Annotated in this window: 15 protein-coding genes; 7 read left to right on the forward strand and 8 right to left on the reverse strand. The window is 51.9% G+C overall.

The window, feature by feature from the left end; all coding sequences use genetic code 11:
* Positions 1-5: 5 nt before the first annotated feature.
* Positions 6-752: an ABC transporter ATP-binding protein gene (locus tag Kalk_RS11065; protein ID WP_233716616.1), complete on the reverse strand. Its 747-nt coding sequence runs from the start codon at positions 750-752 to the stop codon at positions 6-8.
* Between the two features lie 213 nt (positions 753-965).
* Positions 966-1,811 (reverse strand): hypothetical protein, encoded by an 846-nt coding sequence (locus Kalk_RS11070; protein ID WP_101894308.1) that lies wholly within the window; start codon positions 1,809-1,811, stop codon positions 966-968.
* Between the two features lie 221 nt (positions 1,812-2,032).
* Between Kalk_RS11070 and pyk the strand changes: the two genes are divergently transcribed.
* The 3 genes from pyk to Kalk_RS21780 all read left to right on the forward strand — a co-directional run bounded on the left by pyk (position 2,033) and on the right by Kalk_RS21780 (position 5,083).
* Complete coding sequence (gene pyk, locus Kalk_RS11075; protein WP_101894309.1) at positions 2,033-3,472, forward strand: pyruvate kinase; 1,440 nt, start codon at positions 2,033-2,035, stop codon at positions 3,470-3,472.
* Between the two features lie 230 nt (positions 3,473-3,702).
* On the forward strand, positions 3,703-4,911 hold the full coding sequence (locus tag Kalk_RS11080; protein ID WP_101894310.1) for a Fic family protein: 1,209 nt from the start codon (positions 3,703-3,705) through the stop codon (positions 4,909-4,911).
* Positions 4,865-5,083: a GyrI-like domain-containing protein gene (locus Kalk_RS21780; RefSeq protein WP_407656761.1), complete on the forward strand. Its 219-nt coding sequence runs from the start codon at positions 4,865-4,867 to the stop codon at positions 5,081-5,083. Before Kalk_RS11080 ends, Kalk_RS21780 begins: the two co-directional genes overlap by 47 nt.
* Before the next feature lie 127 nt (positions 5,084-5,210).
* Here Kalk_RS21780 and Kalk_RS11085 read toward each other — a convergent pair whose 3' ends face one another.
* Positions 5,211-5,969, reverse strand: a complete 759-nt coding sequence (locus Kalk_RS11085; protein WP_101894311.1) for a toll/interleukin-1 receptor domain-containing protein — start codon at positions 5,967-5,969, stop codon at positions 5,211-5,213.
* 228 nt (positions 5,970-6,197) lie between these two features.
* Here Kalk_RS11085 and Kalk_RS11090 point away from each other — a divergent pair, with 228 nt between their 5' ends.
* Together Kalk_RS11090 and Kalk_RS11095 are read left to right on the forward strand one after the other, a co-directional pair.
* Positions 6,198-7,403: an IS256 family transposase gene (locus Kalk_RS11090; protein ID WP_101892936.1), complete on the forward strand. Its 1,206-nt coding sequence runs from the start codon at positions 6,198-6,200 to the stop codon at positions 7,401-7,403.
* A 98-nt stretch (positions 7,404-7,501) separates the two neighbouring features.
* Entirely contained in the window at positions 7,502-8,041 is a 540-nt protein-coding gene (locus tag Kalk_RS11095; protein WP_101894312.1) for a hypothetical protein, read from the forward strand.
* Positions 8,042-8,104: 63 nt separating this feature from the next.
* On the opposite strand, the gene Kalk_RS11100 is transcribed toward Kalk_RS11095, so the two are convergent.
* The 3 genes from Kalk_RS11100 to Kalk_RS11110 all read right to left on the reverse strand — a co-directional run bounded on the left by Kalk_RS11100 (position 8,105) and on the right by Kalk_RS11110 (position 13,437).
* Positions 8,105-8,452 (reverse strand): hypothetical protein, encoded by a 348-nt coding sequence (locus Kalk_RS11100; RefSeq protein WP_101894313.1) that lies wholly within the window; start codon positions 8,450-8,452, stop codon positions 8,105-8,107.
* Between the two features lies 1 nt (position 8,453).
* On the reverse strand, positions 8,454-12,992 hold the full coding sequence (locus Kalk_RS11105) for an RHS repeat-associated core domain-containing protein (RefSeq protein WP_101894314.1): 4,539 nt from the start codon (positions 12,990-12,992) through the stop codon (positions 8,454-8,456).
* Between the two features lie 67 nt (positions 12,993-13,059).
* Positions 13,060-13,437, reverse strand: coding sequence for an STAS domain-containing protein (locus tag Kalk_RS11110; protein ID WP_101894315.1), 378 nt, complete (start codon positions 13,435-13,437; stop codon positions 13,060-13,062).
* A gap of 241 nt (positions 13,438-13,678) precedes the next feature.
* Here Kalk_RS11110 and Kalk_RS11115 point away from each other — a divergent pair, with 241 nt between their 5' ends.
* Together Kalk_RS11115 and Kalk_RS11120 are read left to right on the forward strand one after the other, a co-directional pair.
* The gene (locus Kalk_RS11115; protein ID WP_101894316.1) at positions 13,679-14,116 is read left to right on the forward strand and encodes a DoxX family protein; all 438 of its coding nucleotides are present in this window, start codon (positions 13,679-13,681) and stop codon (positions 14,114-14,116) included.
* Between the two features lie 15 nt (positions 14,117-14,131).
* Positions 14,132-15,031, forward strand: coding sequence for a LysR family transcriptional regulator (locus tag Kalk_RS11120; RefSeq protein WP_101894317.1), 900 nt, complete (start codon positions 14,132-14,134; stop codon positions 15,029-15,031).
* A 3-nt stretch (positions 15,032-15,034) separates the two neighbouring features.
* Here Kalk_RS11120 and Kalk_RS11125 read toward each other — a convergent pair whose 3' ends face one another.
* Positions 15,035-15,817 carry a transglutaminase-like domain-containing protein gene (locus tag Kalk_RS11125; protein WP_101894318.1) on the reverse strand — a complete coding sequence of 261 codons (783 nt, stop codon included), beginning with the start codon at positions 15,815-15,817 and terminating at the stop codon, positions 15,035-15,037.
* A 24-nt stretch (positions 15,818-15,841) separates the two neighbouring features.
* The gene (locus Kalk_RS11130) at positions 15,842-16,696 is read right to left on the reverse strand and encodes a transglutaminase family protein (RefSeq protein WP_101894319.1); all 855 of its coding nucleotides are present in this window, start codon (positions 16,694-16,696) and stop codon (positions 15,842-15,844) included.
* Positions 16,697-16,894: the final 198 nt, after the last annotated feature.

Raw genomic sequence — 16,894 nt, forward strand, 5'->3', positions numbered from 1 at the left:
GGCCGCTACCAGCTCAACTCGTTGGGTGATTTCTTGTGAGTGTTGACCTTAACATTGGCAATCTTACCGTCACTCAGGTTGAACACCCGATCGGCCATTTCGGCAATGGCGACATTGTGCGTGATCACTACCGTGGTGGTGCCCAACTCCCTGTTTACCTTGGCCAGCGCCTCCAGCACCACGATACCCGTCTTGATATCCAGCGCTCCGGTGGGTTCATCGCATAACAACACATTGGGGCGTTTGGCAATCGCCCGGGCAATGGCCACCCGCTGTTGTTCACCGCCGGATAACTGCGCCGGAAAGTGATCCATGCGCTCATCCAGCTGCACCAGCTTCAAGGCCTCATCCGGCGCCAGCGGGTGTGCCGATATTTCGGTAACCAGGGCCACATTCTCGCGCGCGGTGAGACTGGGAATAAGATTGTAGAATTGAAACACAAAGCCAACGTGGTCGCGGCGATAGCGGGTCAGCACTGAATCTTTAAAGGTGCTGAGGTCGTGATCCTCATAGTGCACCGTACCGCTGCTGGGCGCATCCAGACCACCGAGAATATTGAGCAGGGTCGACTTACCACTGCCGGATGGCCCCAACATCACCACAAACTCACCTTCATACAGTTCCAGATCCACACCACGCAGCGCATGCACCTGCACCTCGCCCATCTGGTAGGTTTTGGTAATGTTGACGGTTTGGAACACCACCCTTGGTGGTGCGTCTGTCTGCTCCGCTGTGGGATTTTTGTTCATCATTGTCTGGTTTCAGGCTCGCCAGTCGGCTTTTTCAGTGTCTTATGGATGGTACCAGTTACCGACCGCTGAAAAAGCCTAAAAAAGGGGCGATACCCGACCCAGATCAAACGTTTGCCCACATTGCACACCACGAGCCCGATTTCAGACCCTAGAAAAACAGCGTGTCTAAGAACCCCTCCTGACTGGCGAAATAATGATCTATGCGAGTTAAATCTAAAGCGACAGCAGCGCATCCTTGATAGGAAGCCAGCCCGCCGGCTCTTTTATAAACGCCTTAATCTGACTTTCACTTATTAACTGTTTTGCCCCCCGGTATCGAAACAACTCGTATAATATGCGCGATGCTGGCCCCTCGGCGCCCAGGCGTTGCTCCACGTATGCCCGCCAGTGCAGCTCTATGGCGGTTGCCATAACCGTGAATTCGAAACTGGCCTTGCCCGACTGCAGATACATTACCACTGGCTTTGCCAGGGTAGCTACGCCGGGGATGACGCAACCAACCACATTGCTCGCCATCTGGACCCCTCTCACATTACGCTTACGTTTCGCCATCTGAATCACTACGTTTAGCCAGTCTGCTATGGTGCCGGTGTTTCTGTTCTTTTTCGCTATGGCTTGCAGGCTCAGTAACCGGGCTTCCGATGCGCCTGCGGCCTCGATCTTACCTGCAACGGCAAGCGGAGCAGGCACAATCATACTACCGACGCTTCGGGCAGCTGCTTCATATACCTGATTGAGTAGGTGCGTTGCGGTGGCAGTGGACGGGATACCATCGTGGCCATTCAGGGCAAAAAGTGGATTATCCGCCAGCGCGATTTTCGTTGCCCACTTATCGCTGCAGGAGTTTGTGGCGATCAGTGCACCGATATTCACCGCGTTCTTGAATTGCTGAGGCGGAACACGACTATCCCTGTTCTGGAGCCATCGACCCTTATGTATGCCCAGAAGGTAGCCCTCTATAAAACCGTACACAACTTCGTCTTTCGACCGTGCATTGGCAAAGTAGCCTTTGATTCTTTTGTTCATCGCTTCATCTACAACAACTCGTGGCCTGTGCATGGTAATACCTCTCGTATTGGGTAATGGGTTTTCGTATAGGGTTGTTACCTGCATATACGAGCGATTAATCGAATGAGTTTCGGTAATATTTCGCATTTTTGGAGGGGCGCCAGCCCACAAGTACAAACCATGGCCAAATTCTATACGGCACAGCCACCACGCTCGCAGTCGCGCTCTACGCGGGTATAATGAGTGCAAATCAGTCCAGGGATCTCATCTCTATGCGTAAAACCAAAATTATCTGCACCATCGGCCCGGTCAGCTCGTCCTATGAGGCGCTGGAGCAATTGGCCCGGGCGGGAATGAACGTGGTTCGCCTGAATATGTCCCACGGAGAGCACGAGGCCTGTGCCAAAGTAATCAAGGCCGTACGTACCCTGAACCGCAAGCTGCATCATCCCATCGCAGTGCTGATCGATACCCAGGGGCCGGAAATTCGCACCGGCGATCTCAGCAATGAGCTGGATCTAAAGACCGGTGACGTGATCTCTGTGGTGGCACGGGGAGTGGAGGATGTGGAAGCCAGCTCGATTCAGATCAATTACGAGGATCTGATTCATGACGTGAGTGTTGGCGACAAGATCACCGTGGATAACGGCCTGATCAACCTGGAAGTCTTGAGCAAAGAAGAGCGTGTGATGCAGTGCCGGGTGGTGGATGGCGGTGTGCTTAAGAGTAAACGTCACGTTAACCTGCCGGGCATTCGCGTCAACCTGCCCGCCATCACAGAAAAGGATCGGCGCGATATCGCCTTTGCGGTGGAGCAGGAAGTGGATTTTATTGCTTTGTCGTTCGTGCGCAGCGCCGATGATATTGCCGAACTGAAGCAGCTGCTGGGCAGCAAGGCAGACAAAATCAAAATCATCGCCAAGATCGAAGACCAGGAAGGGGTGAACAATCTTGATGCCATTGTCACGGCCTCGGATGGGGTTATGGTGGCACGGGGTGATCTGGGTGTAGAAATCAATTTTGAACTACTGCCACAGGTGCAACGGCAGATCGTGGCCGCCTGCGCCGTTCAAGGCAAGCGTGTCATTGTGGCGACGCACATGCTGGAATCCATGATATCCAGCCCCATGCCCACCCGTGCGGAAGTGACCGATGTCGCCAATGCGGTGTACGAAGAAGTGGACGCCATTATGCTCTCCGGTGAGACCACCATCGGCAAGTACCCCTTCAAGTGCGTGGAGGTGTTGGATCGCATTGCGCGTACCATCGAGCCCAGTCCGGGGCTGGCCTTTACCGACAAACTGCAGCTTGGCAATAACAAACAGGAAATCGCGTTGGCCGCGGTGAAACTGGCGGAGTCGATTCATGCTGCGGCCATTGTGGTTCCCACCAGGCGAGGCCTGATGGCCAATTTGGTGGCCAACTGCCACCCGCGCAAGCCGATCATTTGCGCATTCACCAATGACAGCCGTACCCGCCGTCATCTGGTGTTAACCCGCAACGTGCTCAGCTATCGCATCAATTTCAGCTCCGATCCGGAGAAAACGCTGGCCAACGCCGCGCGCATTATGCTGAGTCGTCAGGAGTTTTCTCTGGACGACAAGGTGGTGGTGATTTCGGATGCCTTATCTGGAGCCGGTATTGAAGCGATTCAGATTCGTACGCTGCGGGATTGGGATCCGGCTAAGGTGGAGTCAGATAGCCAGCAATAATCGCGTAAACAGCATTCATCATTAAGTTGGTGTAGTGGCGGCGGTGGAGGGACGGTTGTTGGGGGTTGGTTGAGGTGATCCCAAAGTACGGGTGATGGTTTTCTGGACGGATGGCACTGGTCAATGAGCCGAATAGCTACTATTATTCGGCTCATAGCACGAGCCAATTAAGCTCGATAACCGGCTCATGACCCAGGCTCCATAACCAATATGTAGAAGACCGGATTTTCATGCCCCACTATATTTGGCAACACCCGCAATGGCATCAAGGCATCGCACCGCCCTTCACCTGGCAAAAGGAGAGCCTGCGCCATGCTTTGGAAAACGTTCGCCTAGAACAGGGCCGCCTGCTTGGCAGGGCCGAATTATTGCCCGAAGCCACCCAAGCCCCGGCCCAGCTGGATGCCTTGGTGCAAACCGCCCTACGCACCAGCGAGATCGAAGGCGAGATACTCAATGTGGCCTCGGTGCGGTCTTCGGTGGTGCGCCATTTAGGTTTGGAGCACGCAGGCTTTGTGAACAGCAAAGCCAATGGTACCCCCCAAACTGAATGCCTGGTTAAACTACTGATCGAAGCCACCAGCCAGCCGGATCAAGCACTCAGCCTGGATACCCTGTGCCAATGGCAAGCCGCCCTGTTTCCTGAATCGCCCACAGTTCCTGAAGCATACGCACTTACCCAACTCAAGATTGGTGAACTGCGCAGCCAAGCCACCATGCAAGTCATCTCAGGGCGACTCGACAAACCCACCGTTCATTTTGAAGCGCCACCCAGATCAGGGTTAGAACAACAAGTGCAACGTTTTATCCACTGGTTTAACCATCCTCCTGGTGACCTGGACAGCATTCTGCGGGCAGGCATAGCCCATCTCTGGCTGATCACCCTGCACCCCTTCGACGACGGCAACGGCCGAGTCACTCGTGCCGTCACCGATCGTGCCCTGGCCCAGGTGGAACACAACAGCATACGCTTCTACTCCTTGAGCGCCGCCATCATGGCCCGCCGCAAAGAGTATTATCAACAACTGGAACAGGCACAAAAGCTGGGCTACCCAGACAGCAACCCCGATACCAACTCTGATACCAACAGCATCGACATCACTCCCTGGCTCAGCTGGTTTCTATCCGTGTTAATCGACGCCATCCAGCAGGGGCAACACCGCTTTCAGCGGGTGATCGACAAAACCCGCTTTTGGCAACAACATGCGCAAACCGTATTGAGTGAACGCCAGATCAAAGTCCTCAACCGCCTGCTCGATGGTCAGGGCGAGGAATTCAACGAAGGCATCAACGCCCGCAAATACATGAGCCTGGCCAAAGTAAGTAAAGCCACTGCCACTCGCGAACTGGCGGACCTGTTGGCAAAACAGTGCATCCGCAAATTACCCGGAGGTGGCCGCAGCACCCGCTACGCCATTGCTTCAAACAAATATTCATAACGGCCCCCTCCCTGATTTGCACAAAACGCTGAAATACACTTGGGGAAGCTGGCTTCCGAAATCCAAATACGAATATGCCCCTTCGCCCGAGCTGGTAATATACCCCGAAAACTATGTGGCCTGTGAGGTAGATGCGCAGTTGAGGTTGTATGTTCCGGTGCAGCGAGAATAATTAACTTACAGCTATTGGTAAACAAGTGCAGCCCATTCAAATATTGGCACCACTGATACCCAGCTCCTTATCAGGGCATTTTTAGAATAGCTGGTAGAGACAGGTGGCATTATTCTTAGGTTACGCATTAAACTTCCTGTTCAATTTCGTATTCAGAGCGAACACCAATCCTTGTCGCCTCCGCAATTTTATCAAATGCGTTATACGACAAATCACTAAAAGAAACATAGTTGTAGGATTTTAAAACTAAGGGCAAGTCCGATTCTTTAAAATTAGGCAATAAGCCTGGAACAACTCTAACGCCATTCTCTATTGCAACCTGTATTATCTGATTGACTTCATGGGCTTGCCATTTTCCAAAACCATGAGTTCCCAAAAGAACAAGAACGACACTTGATGATCTGATTTTTTCGTTCAGAGTATCTACCACTGCGTCTCCGGCAGTCATTCTTTTGTCATACCAAACATTCAAATTTCGTGTTTCTAGTTCCCGAGCAATATGAGATACGCTTTCTCTATCAAGGCTGTTATAGCAAATAAATACATGTGAAGTATCACGGTCATAGGTTCTGACATTTGTTTTTCTAACAGCCTCATTTGTTGATAGAAGCTTTTTCTCATCAAGTTTTGATATGAAATCAATTGATATTAATTGCTTTCTAACATACTCAGTAAAAGAATGAATAGTGAATTCAGAGGCGTTGTCGAATACTAATGAGATAAAGCCAGTGCCATCTTCTCCACCAGTTAAAGCCAATCCGCACTTATCACCACCAAGACAGGTAAAACTCGCGTGATTCTCCCACAAAACGGGGTCACAGAATATTGAACTACCCGCCAATTTTGTCACGATGTATGAATATGCATCTTCAACCGGGCCCGTCATCTTGAAAACATTACCTTGTATTGGGTTTGAGTACCCTGGGTGACATTTTCTTTGTGTTTCCGATGGAAATATCCAAAAAACACCTTCACCAGTATAAACCTTATAGATCAAAGACCGATATTCTAGAATTGATAAAATTGAAAGACACAGGCAGGATTCCTGGATGGGGTTTGGTAGTGTTCAGAATTCTGTGTCATTTCTTTATCATTAGACCAAAAGAGATGACCTATGACCAAACCTACTTTCGATATGGAAGCCGCCCTCAAAGCCCTGCGTGAAGGCCAAGACCTCACTGGCAAGGACGGCATCCTGACACCCCTGATCAAACAGCTCACAGAGGCCGCCATGAAGGCCGAGCTGGAAGAGCATCTGGCCAACGAGGAAGCCCCTAACCGTAAGAACGGCAAGTCTTCCAAGACCATAAAAGGCCCTACGGGCAGCTTTGAGCTGGATACCCCCAGAGACCGGTCTGGCACCTTCGAACCCCAGCTGGTCAAAAAGAACCAGACTCACCTCACCGATGAATTGGAACGCAAGATCCTGGCTCTGTTTGCCCTGGGTAACAGTTATCAGGATATCCGCGGCCATATTGCCGATCTCTACGGTGTCGAGCTTTCCAATGGTACCATCAATGCTGTCACCGACAAGCTTCTCCCAGAGCTTCAGGCATGGCGTGAGCGAGATCTGGAGGCTATCTATCCGATCGTCTGGCTGGATGCGATTCACTACAAGATCAAGGAAAACGGCCGCTATGTCAGCAAGGCTATCTACACCATTCTGGGCCTCAATATCGAAGGCAAGAAGGAGCTGCTGGGCCTGTATTTATCGGATCAGGAAGGTGCTCACCACTGGCTATCTGTGTTGACCGACCTGAACAACCGGGGCCTAAAAGATATTCTGATTGCCTGCGTGGATGGCCTGAAAGGCTTCCCTGAAGCCATTGAGACCATCTACCCCGACACCGAGATTCAGCACTGCATCATCCACCAGATCCGCAACTCCATGAAGTACGTTGCCTCCAAAAATCAGAAAGCCTTCATGAGTGACCTGAAGTGCGTTTACAAGGCTACCACCCTCAACGCCGCAGAAATTGCCTTGGACGACCTGGAAGCCAAATGGGGCGACAAATATCCAATGGTAATCCAGTCTTGGCGCAGTAAATGGCCGACGTTATCGACTTACTTTAAGTACCCGGATTACGTGCAGAAGGCGATCTACACGACAAACGCTGTCGAGGCTGTACACCGCCAGTTCCGAAAACTCACCAAGACGAAAGGCGGCTTCCCTAATGAAAACAGCTTACTGAAGCTGTTGTATGCCGGTATACTCAAAGCCACTGAGCGATGGACTCACCCGATACAGAACTGGAACCTGACGCTGTCACAGCTCACAATCCACTTCCCAGACCGGCTGGAGAAATACATCAGCTTATGACGCCGCTAGGCTGACACAGAATTTTGAACGCCCTCAATGACACAGAATTCTGAACACTACCAAACTCGCCCAAATGGAGTTATGCGGAAGCTTTATCTATGGAAGAGACTTTAAAAATACTACCCGGTATTGCAGCCTTACTAGGTGCAATGGTTGCATTTATAACTGCTAGAAATCATTCAACAAAATCAAAGCTGGAAATTTTAAGCCGCTTCGCCTCGGCAATTTCATCCGAGAACAAATACGAGACGCAACAACTCTTTTTCATGCTACATCGTGTGCGCATGAAATATAAAGATATTCTATATTTGGTTAATCTTGAAGACAGCGCTTCGATTCTTTATATCATCCAGAAAAGATCTAGCATGATTTGGTTCGATTCTGGAAAGCTCAAATTCAGAAGTATATTCAAATATAATTACGTTAGAAAAGCCTTTGATTATGCATCGATATTTCTAATGATAGTCATGCTAACTGTGGTATTAATTTCGTTTTTTGCCCTACTGCTTGCGGAGCAAAAGTACGCCATTGTTAGTAGTTTAATGCTAATCTTTTTTGGATTTTTCCTATTATTACAAATCAGAGATTTTGTGTTTGATAAAAAGGCGTATGAACTTATCAGCAAGTATTCTGAATGAATCTGCTTCTGTCGATTCTCGCAAATAGATTTTCACTACAACTTCAGTCTAATTGGGCAACAGCTATTTACCTTGCAGAAACAACATTCTTAATCTTTTCATTCCAAAGTTGGTATCGATACACTCAGCTGGAGACAGCCCACCAAGATCGGATATATCTTTACGTTTCATCCATTCTTGATATTTTGAGCCTACAAAATGATTAATCACCATAGCCAAGTTAAGGTCATTATTAACTTCGTCTAAGAGTTCTTCTTTAAAAGTACAATTTTCCCATTCATCCTTGCCACTGCTTGCGAATACATTCCACCAATCTTCAGATGTCGGAAATTTTCGGTTTGGATTACGTTCGTAGTTATCATAATCAATTTCAAAGCCTTTCCCTTCTGGGACAATCATAGTTTCTGACAAATTAAAATCCTCCAAATACAATCACGTTGGCACCTGAAGCATCCCGAGCTGATGGCGCAATTATAGCCTTGAATCCAGACTGTTCAGCCAAACGCCCAATTTCATGGGTGACATTGTACTGTCCTGGTCCTGTAGCTGTTAAATCATCCAAACTCACACCCATAGCGTCACGTACCTTTGGATCTGTCAGATCCAATACATCATCAAGCTCTACATCTTTATACTTGTATTTTCGATCCGCAGTATCGTATCCAAACTTATCGTCGTAATGCTTCACTTCCGCCACGGCTGTCTTTTTGGTTGTTCCGCCATAAACTGCACCAAGACCAGGTTCAGAATACCGATGTGAAGCATTTACGTTCCAAGAACCTGCCTCCCAGGTTGTAGCAGTCTGCCCAGGTTTCTCCATCCTATGTATTCTGCCTTTATATGTGGTTCTCGGTAACTTCTTAAATATGTTTTTACACAGCAGACCCATAGGGTCTATCCAACCTACCGGGTTGGCAGCGTACTTATAATTGTTTGTACCACCATCCAACCCAATCGGGTCCTGTTGAGTAAACTGCCCTGTCCCCGGATCATAATACCTGAACCGGTTGTAATGTAACCCGGTCTCTTCATCCCAGTATTGGCCCTGAAACCTCAAATTATTCTCAACCGCCGCCACATCCTGCTTCAGTACATTGCCGTACACGCGGTAGCGGGCGCTCCATACGATCTGGCCTTCCCAGTTGGTGAGTTCCTGGGGGGTGCCCAGGTGATCCAGGTGGTAGAAGTAGCACTGGTTGTTTTCGATAAAGGCCAGGGGTTTAAAGCTGTTGGGTTCGTATAGGTAGAGTTTATCGATATGGTTTCGCTTTTCGCTGAGCAGTACGTCGCCGTTCCAGAGGAATTCGGTGGTGCCGAATTCATCTTGTTTGTGGATGCGGCGGCCCAGGGGATCGTAGGCGTAGGCGGTAGTTTGGGTAACGCCCCCGGCACTGGTTTTTTCTACTTTGATCAGTTGGTTTTGGCTGTTGTAGTGGTAGCGGGTGCGCAGTGTGCCGCCGGTGCCGCGGCGTTCTTCGATCAGGTTGCCGCGATCATCGTAGGTAAAGTGGCGATCGCCGTGAAAGGCCAGGCGGTTGCCGGGGGTTTTGGCGGGCTGGCCGGTTTGGGCGCTGTTTTGGGGGCTCAGGATGTTGCCCGCCGGGTCGAATTCGAACTGTTCCTGGCTGTAGCCTTCCACGGCTTTGAGGCGGTCCAGCGCGTCGTAGTGGTATTGGGTGCGGCCTTTGCGCAGATCGTCGATCAGGCCCAGGCGGCCAGCGCTGTCGTAGTGGTATTGGCGGTCGATGATGGCTTCGCGGCTTTGGGCACTGTGGTTTTGCACCCAGTGCCGGGTGAGGCGGCCTGCTGGGTCGTAGTCGTAGCCTGCCTGTAGGTTGCCCTGGGTGCGGGCGATCTCTTGGCCGTGTTGGTTGCGTTGCAGTTGGGTGAGGCGGTTGCCGTTGTAATCCAGGGCGGTGAACTGGCCGAAGGGGTCGTATTGGTAGCTTAGGGCGTTGCCATTGGGCAGTTCGGTGGCGATGCGGTTGCCCAGGGGATCGTAACGGTGTTGCAGGGTGTGTTGATCCTGGGTTTCTTGTTGCAGTTGGCCGTTGGGGGTGTAGGCAAAGGTCAGGGTGCGCTGGGCGTTGCTGGCGCTGGCCAGGCGGCCATTGTTGTCATAGCCGAAGGTGGTGTCGCTGCCGTCGGGGGTGTGTTTGTGCAGCAGGCGGCCCATGGGGTCGCGCTCGAAGCGGGTGGTGAGCTCGCCCTCAATATGAGCGGTAAGCTGGCCCAGTGGGTTGTATTCGTATTGCTGCACGCGGCCGTCAAAGCCGATTTCTTCAATCAGGCGCTCACAGGCGTCGTATTGCAGTTGGTAGCGTTCGCCGTTTTCGTTGGTGAGCCCGACCAGGTTGCGTTCGCGGTCGTAGTGGTAGTGCAGGCTGTTACCGGCGGGGTCGATGCGGCGGGTGATTTGGGCCAGGCCATCGTATTCAAAGCGGGTGGTGCGGCCCAGTGGATCGGTGTAGGCGGTGAGCTGGCGGTTGGCGTTGTAGGCAAGCCCCGCGCGGCTGCCATCGGGGTAGTGGATGGCGATGACGTCGCCCTTGGCGTTGTGCTGGTAACCGGTGGTGTGGCTGCCCTGTTGCACTTGGGCCACGTGGCCGTGGGCGTCGTATTGGTAGTGGGTGGGCTCGGTGGCACCTGCTGGCCCTTCCAGGGCGCGGGTGAGCAGTTGGCCAGTTGGGCTCCAGGCGAGGATTTGTTTTTGGCCAGCTGGATCCAGTATCAGTTCTGGCAGGCCCAATGCGTTGTAGAAGTATTGGGTCTCGTTGCCGTCGGCGTCGATGGTTTTGCTGATCAGGCCGTCGTCGTTGTATTCCCGCGCCCAGCTGTTGCCTTCTGCGTCGGTAAAGCAGGTGGGGCGGTGTTGTTCGTCGTACAGCAGGGTAAAGCCGCCACCGGCGCTGTCGGTTTGGCCGGTTGGGTTGCCTACTTCGTCGTAGTAGAAGTTGTGTTCAAAACCCAGGGCATCGATGGTTTTGATTTTGCGGCCGTGGCGATCGTACTCAAAATGGGTGGTGTGGCCAAGTGGATCGGTTTCGCGGATCACCTGGCCCCGTTTGTCGTAGTGCACTTCGCGCACGCCGCCGTTGGAATCGGTGCTGCGGGTGAGGCGGGCCTGTGTATCCCACTCAAAGCGGTAGTCGTAGGTGGGGGCGGCACCGGGCTGGGTGGCATCGCCCCATTGGCGCAGGCAGCGGGCTTGGGGGGTGAGTTGATCCCATTGAAAGTAGAAGTTAAAGCCGGTGCGCAGGGTGCGTTGGGAGATGATGTGGTTTTGGTAGGCGAAGCGTTCGGCGTCGCCCCCGGCGTCTTCTATGGCGATGAGATCCTGTTCCGGGCTGTAATGGTAGCGGGCCAGTGTTTTGTGGCCTTCACCGGTGCGTTCGCGGATGGATTGAATCAGGCCTTTGTCGCTGTTTTGGAATTCCAGCACGGCGCCCCAGCTGGCTTCCAGGCGTTCGATCTGTTGGTTCTGTTCGTTATAAAAGCAATCCCAGCGATTGCCCACGGTGTCGATGAGGGCGGCGAGTTTTAAGGTGTCCTTCCCGATGAAGAGTTTGTCGGGTTGGCCCGGCTGCTTGAGGTAGAACACGGTGTGCCAGTCGCGGTGCAGGAACAGGCCTTCGGCGCTGTTGGTGGTGAACTGGCCGATCTCGGGCACGGGCAGTTCGATCTGGCGGCCTTCGGCATCGTTGTAGAGGATGGCATCGTTGCCGATCTGCAGGGTTTCGCAGGTGGGAAAGGTCCAGCCATGGCCCAGGCCCCGGTTGCGGGGATTGCTGGTGCGGTAGAGGCGTTTCCAGCTAAGGGGAATCAGGCCCGGCAGGGTGAAGTCTTCCTGCTCCAGCAGTTCCTCGCCGGTGATCAGGCTGATGGGTTCGCCATCCACGCAGGTTTTGCCCACGGCGGGGCAGGCATCGCCGTTGGGGTTGGTGCCGGATGCGTTGCTGTCGGCGGCGTGTTTGCTGCTGTGGGGCTGGTTGGGGCGATCCGGGCGCACTTTGTACTGGCGTTTGGCTTTGGTGGTGCCGTTAAAGCTCATCTTGGCTTTGATTTTTTTGAGTTTGGGCACCAGTTTGGCGATGAGTTCCATGACTTTGGTGACGGCCTGCCCGCCCTTGGCCACGGCTTTGCCCGCCATGGCGGCGGCACCGGCACCCCCGGTGAGGGCCCCCAGCACCACGCCCACCACCAGATCGCTGCCCGCCGACCCGGCCATGTAGACTTGATCCACGCTGTGGTGGGCATCCCAGTAACGCTCAGGGAAGTCGTACAGCATGTCGCGCACTTCTTCGTCGGACAGCAGCAGGAACAGGTTTTCGAAGGTTTCGATGGCATCGTCGGCCAGTTCTTCGCCTTTGGCGCGGCCCTGTTCCAGTTTGCGTTCGAGGGTTTTGATGTCCCCCGTGACGATGCAGCCCCACACGTCGGCGTAGGCCATGCCTGCCTTGGCCAGAAAAGCGCCAGCCTGGGCGATGAATTCCACAAATTCGGTGGCCCCGTCCCACACGCCTTTGGCGGCGGCCCCGGCGTAGATGACGCCTTTCATGATGTCGGAGGTGTCATCCCAGGCTTGTTCTTTGTAGACCGCATCCTGCTGGATGCTGGCGATGATGCTGTCCAGGGTCTGCTTCATTTCTTTGCGCAGCTGGGCGGCCTCTTGCCGTTCGGTGGCGTCGGAATCCGGGTTGAATTCCACGCTCAGGGGGCCGGGAATCAGGCCTTCTACGTGGGCTTTGCCCTCGGCATCGGTGGTGCCGCGCACTTTGATGCCGGGATCACGTTTGCAGGTGACCTCGAAGGGCATGTTGGCGATGGGGGTGCTGTAGAGATCGTCATAGGTGTACTCCAGATCAAACCATTGATCCGGGGTGCGACATTTGGGGGTGCGAACCTGGGTGTTTGTGGGTGAAGCGTTGCTGGATTGTGAATCGTCGCCCATGACGGTGCTGAGTCCTTACGCAGAGAGTCTGCTATAGAGACAGGGGGTGGGCTAAATTCCTGCTATTTCAGCATGCCTTACTGTCGAACAACCATAGAATTGCCTGATCGAAGGAGTGAAATACCTTAACGAGGTAACCTGCATTGTGGGCGACGGTTTCTTGAAAGTGGTGCGACCGATCACCTTCGTCGGCTAAAATGGCCGCTCGAATGTCACGGGGTAGCCCGATGGATTTGACGTCCTTATAGGCGTAATCATAGGCACCAATCGTGCTCATTTGATCCCTCACACCGCGCACATCATTCAATATTCGCTTAATGCCGGTGGATTCAATCATTTCGGCGTATTCTTTTGCTAACTGCTGCGCCGTATCTCGGGTTAATTCCCCCGTTATTTTGCCGATAATGTAGGTTCCGTCCTTAGATACTTGTATTTGGTAAGACATACCCCTGCCTCATTTTTTAGCAGTTTCAACCAAAATCCGTTAGTTACACGTACAAGGATCTAATCATAGCATAGGCCCCCTTTTCCGGATCGAGCTGTCTATCCCAGGCGGGAAAAGGCTGGCTTTAGATCATTGTGTAACCTGACCTTTTTTGCAAAGCGCCTTTGCGAATTCAGCTGATTCACATGCAACCGGATGGCAATACACTGGGGTTGTGATCATTTCACTTATGGAGAACATCATGAATCACCTTAATAACCCCAATATTGGCGCTTTGATTTTACGAGTGGCTTTAGCTGCTGTGCTACTTTCCCACAGCCTTTACTTGAAACTGTTTGTATTCACGCTGCCTGGAACCGCGCAATTTTTCAGCTCCATTGGCTTGCCCGGCTGGCTGGCCTACGGTGTGTTTATCGCCGAGGCGGTAGGCGGGATCGCTATCCTGCTTGGGCTGTATACTCGTCAATGTGCTCTGCTGATGATCCCGATACTATTGGGAGCAACCTGGGCCCACTTGCCGAATGGTTGGTTGTTTAGCAATGCCAACGGCGGTTGGGAGTATCCGTTGTTTCTAACGTTTATTTCTGCCAGTCTGGCCTGCTATGGCGCTGGCGAATACGCAATCAAACCCGACCATCAACACAAAGTGCGTACTACACCCCTCGTGGCAGCTGGATAAGGATAGCAATCTATTATGAATAAGGTGGAGTGGAGTGATTTGTATTTTTTCAATGCCGTTGCGCGCAATGGATCTTTGGCCAAGGCTGCCCAAGCCTTGGGCGTTACCCACTCCACCGTGTTTCGACGCATCAACAGCCTGGAAGAAGATTTGGGAGTCAAGTTGTTTGATCGCCTACCAGACGGCTATCGCCTGACTGCGCTGGGTGAAGAACTGGAAACCTATTCAGAACAGGTCTCATCTACCATCGACGACATGCAACGGATGCTGTTTAATCGCAATGACCAGATGAAAGGCCCTATTAACCTGACCGCTCCTCACAATTTTGCCTATCATTTTCTGCCACCACTGATTCAAAAATTTCAGGCTCAATACCCTGGCGTCACCGTTAACCTCATGGTCAGTAATGCTGACTATAACCTGTCCCGACGAGAAGCAGATCTGGCCATACGAGCCACCTCGGCTCCGCCGGAATTTCTAATCGGAAGCAAGCTGTTTTCGTTGCGCTGGGCTGCATACGCCTGCCAGGAATACATTGCCAAAACCGACACACCTATTCGTGACTTGAATGGTCATGATGTGATTCTAGCGAATCAATCTTTGCAGAATCTGGCTGTGTTCAAATGGGCTGATTCGCAGGTTAATGAAACACAGATTGTGGCTCGCTGTAATGATTTGATGTCTATGTCTGCGCTGGCAGCGACGGGCTTGGGCATTGCACTGTTGCCTGATGATCAGTTCAAGCAGGACTTAGTGCGATTGTTTGAACTGGACAGCCGGTTCACCAGCGATATCTGGGTGTTGATGCATCCGGATCTGCGAGGCTGCACCCGTCTGATCGAGTTTAAAAATTTTCTCTTGCAACAACTGCGCGAAGATCCTGTATTTCAGAAATTCGGGTTACAGGCATCATAGTATTTACACGCTATCCACGCAGACTTTCTGCTGCACAGGATACACTGCCGGGCCGAACTGATTATAAACCGCAACATCCGCCGCATCACGGCCATAACCAATGGATACGTATCCACCCTTCTTGAAACTCTGGGTGGCATCAAAAATATACCAGCGACCCGCCACATAGGCCTCAAACCATGCATGCAGCTCCATAGGCTCAAGCCCATGCAAATATCCCACGACAAAGCGAGCAGGAATACTCAGGCTTCTGCACAGCGCAACGCCCAAATGTGCCAAATCCCTACACACTCCCGACTGTTGGATATTCACCTCCGCCGCTGAAAGCGGTACAGAACTGCTACCCGGAATAAAGCTGATATTCTGATATAGCCAGCGCTCGATTTTTTCAACCTGATCATAACCCGGCAGTTGCCCTGCGACGATTTCGGTTGCCATATCACCAAAGCGATCTGATTCACAGTAGCGACTGGGCAACAAGTATTTCAGCACACTATCTGGCAGGCTTTGAACATCCACAAACATGCCACCCGGATCCCTGTCGACATAATCAGCGGTCATAATTTTGGCAGAGGTATATACGGTAAAGTCCCCCACAGGGGCAACCAGACGCTGGCAAAGGTTGCCGTAGTCATCGGTAAATTCAAAGGCTGGTACGCTGGGATAAAGCAGATATTCCTCACTGGAAATCCATTGCTGCGCACCACTTCTGGGCCTAAGCATCAAGATAAATGGAGTAGGCATATCGATAACAAAATTCAACTCGCAACTTGTTCGTAACCACATATTGAACCCTTAATCTAAAACTGTTCAGGTGAGTTCTGTTACCCACACGTTGACGTGCATAGTGCTGCCAGGCCTGCCGTGATAAGCACCCGATACAGGCGGCACCGATTCAGGTGATTTTGCTACGGCCATCGCAATATGTTCCGCCCCCACAATGTTTCCGATGGTCGGATCAAACCCCTTCCAACCGGCTCCCGGTATAAACACCTCTACCCATGCATGAGTTGAACCAGGTTGGGTAGATGAAGAGCTAAAATGCATGTACCCACTGACAAACCGTGCCGCAAAGCCCAGTTTACGAGCGACCGCCAGAAACACATTGACAAAATCACGACAGGATCCCGTACCAAGCTCGAGCGTTTTCAATGCTGACTGCACGCCTTCCTCCTCGCGACTACGATAGGTAAACGACTGATGAATACGCAGATTTATTCTTAGTAATAATGAAAACGTTTGTATGTTTTCACCAGGCTGCCAAACGGCGTTAATCCAATCTGACAACGGCTGAGTTTCTGCATCATCGGTGGCTTCCATATAAGGTGCCAGCAGCAGCTTTTCTTCTTCGTTATAGCTAAACGGATAATCTACTGCATAATCAGCCACCACAAAATCCAATGGCGCTTGATCATATTGTTGGATAATGATTTCGCTCATGATGCTAAGGCGTTGGGTACTGCCGTTAAACGTTGCTGTCGCCACTGAGTTTCCCTCAACATCCCGACGCCAACGCAATGTAGCGGTTGGTGAAATATCCAGCTTTGAGCTTTCAATACGCAGCTCATGCCCTTCTCTGGGGCGCAACCGTAAAGTGTGCGGCAGCAATTGCACTGGCACTGAATATTCATACTGGGTTTGATGAACGATTTTGTAGCGTTTCATATAGAGCCTGAGTTCCCTTTGTAAATACCAAATATTGCTGAAATAGGTAAAGACTCAGAGGAGGCAACTGGATCGAGTCGATTACAACGACCGAGTTTTTTGAAAAGTCACCGCTAAGAGGTGATGCCGTGGAAAGACTTGCGTTACTGGGTTCATTTTAACACAACTCCACCCTGACGGACAGAACCGCCCTATGGA

This window comes from Ketobacter alkanivorans (genome assembly GCF_002863865.1).
GTDB classification, from domain to species: domain Bacteria; phylum Pseudomonadota; class Gammaproteobacteria; order Pseudomonadales; family Ketobacteraceae; genus Ketobacter; species Ketobacter alkanivorans.

Coding starts and splice junctions, on each gene's coding strand:
- Kalk_RS11125 (WP_101894318.1), bottom strand. CDS start 15,817: ATGTGGTTACGAACAAGTTGCGAGTTGAATTTTGTTATCGATATGCCT.
- Kalk_RS11065 (WP_233716616.1), bottom strand. CDS start 752: ATGATGAACAAAAATCCCACAGCGGAGCAGACAGACGCACCACCAAGG.
- Kalk_RS11105 (WP_101894314.1), bottom strand. CDS start 12,992: ATGGGCGACGATTCACAATCCAGCAACGCTTCACCCACAAACACCCAG.
- Kalk_RS11070 (WP_101894308.1), bottom strand. CDS start 1,811: ATGCACAGGCCACGAGTTGTTGTAGATGAAGCGATGAACAAAAGAATC.
- Kalk_RS11110 (WP_101894315.1), bottom strand. CDS start 13,437: ATGTCTTACCAAATACAAGTATCTAAGGACGGAACCTACATTATCGGC.
- Kalk_RS11085 (WP_101894311.1), bottom strand. CDS start 5,969: ATGACGGGCCCGGTTGAAGATGCATATTCATACATCGTGACAAAATTG.
- Kalk_RS11080 (WP_101894310.1), top strand. CDS start 3,703: ATGCCCCACTATATTTGGCAACACCCGCAATGGCATCAAGGCATCGCA.
- pyk (WP_101894309.1), top strand. CDS start 2,033: ATGCGTAAAACCAAAATTATCTGCACCATCGGCCCGGTCAGCTCGTCC.
- Kalk_RS11095 (WP_101894312.1), top strand. CDS start 7,502: ATGGAAGAGACTTTAAAAATACTACCCGGTATTGCAGCCTTACTAGGT.
- Kalk_RS11130 (WP_101894319.1), bottom strand. CDS start 16,696: ATGAAACGCTACAAAATCGTTCATCAAACCCAGTATGAATATTCAGTG.
- Kalk_RS11120 (WP_101894317.1), top strand. CDS start 14,132: ATGAATAAGGTGGAGTGGAGTGATTTGTATTTTTTCAATGCCGTTGCG.
- Kalk_RS11090 (WP_101892936.1), top strand. CDS start 6,198: ATGACCAAACCTACTTTCGATATGGAAGCCGCCCTCAAAGCCCTGCGT.
- Kalk_RS11115 (WP_101894316.1), top strand. CDS start 13,679: ATGAATCACCTTAATAACCCCAATATTGGCGCTTTGATTTTACGAGTG.